Source organism: Pseudomonas sp. CG7 (genome assembly GCF_023701885.1).
In the GTDB taxonomy this organism is placed as follows: Bacteria; Pseudomonadota; Gammaproteobacteria; order Pseudomonadales; family Pseudomonadaceae; genus Aquipseudomonas; species Aquipseudomonas zanjanensis.
In genome coordinates this window covers 11608-13751 of the sequence record NZ_JABAEE010000117.1, presented here as the reverse complement: position 1 = coordinate 13751, position 2144 = coordinate 11608, and the positions used below count along the sequence as shown (strand labels likewise).

Annotated in this window: 2 protein-coding genes; one reads left to right on the top strand and one right to left on the bottom strand. The window is 62.8% G+C overall.

Features of this window, described 5'->3' with window-relative positions:
• Positions 1-190 precede the first annotated feature (190 nt).
• Positions 191-1120: a DMT family transporter gene (locus HGO40_RS28460; RefSeq protein WP_250965756.1), complete on the bottom strand. Its 930-nt coding sequence runs from the start codon at positions 1118-1120 to the stop codon at positions 191-193.
• Positions 1121-1233: 113 nt separating this feature from the next.
• On the opposite strand from HGO40_RS28460, the gene HGO40_RS28455 reads away from it, so the two are divergent.
• Positions 1234-2028 carry an AraC family transcriptional regulator gene (locus HGO40_RS28455; RefSeq protein WP_250965755.1) on the top strand — a complete coding sequence of 265 codons (795 nt, stop codon included), beginning with the start codon at positions 1234-1236 and terminating at the stop codon, positions 2026-2028.
• Positions 2029-2144 lie beyond the last annotated feature (116 nt).

The window sequence follows — 2144 nt, the reverse complement described above, 5'->3', positions numbered from 1 at the left end:
AGATGTTTATAAGAGACAGCCGCTGGGCTGCGCAGCAGACCCAAGATCTTGCGGTCGCTGCGCAACCGAGCGGGAGCAAGCTCCCTCGCCACAGTGACCACATCTGACTCAGTGATGAGACAGTTCAGTAACAAAAAGCCCACGCCTGTTCTTGCAGGGGTGGGCTTTTTTTACACTTCACTTCGCTCAGTTACTCCCGCCGCAAAACCGGCCACCCCCCCCAACGCTGGCGAAACCATCCGTAACCACTGACCAGCAAGATCCCGCCGAGCACCATCACCGCGCCAACGATAAAGTTCGGCTCCAGCGGCTCATCCAGCAACCAGACGCCAAATCCGACGCCGTACAGCGGCGTCATGAACGACAGCACCCCCAGTTGCGAAGCCAGGTAACGGCGTAGCAGGGAGAACCAGATCAGGAAGCTGGCGAAAGACACCAGCAGCACCTGGAACGCCATGCTGGCGATGAGTTGTGGCGTGGGATTGATCGTCGTTTGCCCCAGCGCCGCCGACATTCCGATCAACAGCACCCCGGCGCCCACCAATTCATACAGCAGCGGCTGGCTGGCCGGCACGTCGGTCAGCCGCGAACAACGAACCGTCACCGTGGTTGCGCCCCACAGCGCCCCCGCCAGCAAGCCGATGCCGTCGACAAGCAATGAGCTGCCGTTCGCTGCGCCCGAGCCGCCACTGAAGGCCACCACGACCCCGCCGAATGCAACGGCGATGCCCAACCATTGCGCCGGTTTGAGACGCTCGCTCGGCAGTTTCCAGTGCAAGCCGAGGGCGGCGAACATCGGTGCGGTGTAGAGGAAAATCACCATGTGCGAAGCCGTCGTATGGCGCAGGCCTTCGCCCACCAATACGAACTCCAAGGCAAACAACAACCCCACCAACAGGCCGGGGCGCCAGCTGCCATCGGTCAGGGACAGACGCTCACCGCGTGCCAGCACCAACAGCCAGACCAGTACCGCGGCGATGGCCGAGCGCACGCCCAGTTGCAGCATCGGCGCCATGTCGGCGGCGCCGGCCTTGATCGCGACTTGCTGGAAACCCCAGATGGCACAGAGGCCGGTCATCAGGGCGCAGACCTGGCCATCCAGGGCACGGCGGGTGGTCATGGGAAAGGTCCTTTGGGCAGAAATAACAGATGAAAGGATTGTCTGCCTGACACCTTTGCTGGATATAGTGATTACCCGACAAGCCATCCCGGTAATCCGCCATTGCGGTCGATATGCAGCCTCCAGCCCAACACCTGAAGATTCCTCCGTTCGACGCGGCCCTGCCCTCGCCGATTTTCTTCCGTAGCGCCTGCATGCCGGCCCACGCCACTTACCCGCGGCACCGGCATGCCTGGGGTGAGTTCGTCTATTCCTACAGTGGGGTGATGGAAATCGAGATCGCCCAGCACCATTACCTGGCGCCACCGCAGTACGGCATTTGGCTGCCGCCGGACATGGAGCACGTGAGCTTCAATCGGCATGAGGCCTGTCATTGTTCGTTGTACCTGGCGGCCGAACTCTGCGGTGCGCTGCCGGCCGTACCCTGCGCGCTGACCTTGAGCCCGCTGATCCGCGCGTTGCTGGAAGAACTGCGCAGCGACCCACCGAGCCAACCGCAGACGCCCGAGCAGCAGCGCTTGTTGCAGGTGCTGGTGGACAAGCTGACGCAGGCGCCCCATGTCGGCAGTTACTTGCCTTTCTCGGATGATCCACTGCTTGGGCCCGTATTGCGGGCCCTGGAGGCGAACCCCAGCGACCCGCGTTCCTTGCCGCAACTGGCCCGCGCCGCCAACACCACCGAGCGCACACTGATGCGCCGGGCCCAACGGGACCTGGGCATGTCCTTGGTGGAATGGCGCCAGCGCCTGAAAGTCATCGAGGCCCTGGCCCTGCTCGAACGCGGCCAGAGCGTGGAAACCATCGGCCTGGACCTGGGCTACAGCAGCGCCTCGGCATTCATCAGCATGTTCCGCAAAATGATGGGCACCACGCCGGATGAATATCGGCGCAGGCACATGGCTGGATGACGAGGGTGGTGCTGGAATGGCTATCGCGAGCAAGCTCGCTCCCACAGGGGATTTGGGGTGGACATGGGGCTTGTGTTCAGCGCAGATCCATAGTGGGAGCGAGCTTGCTCGCGATG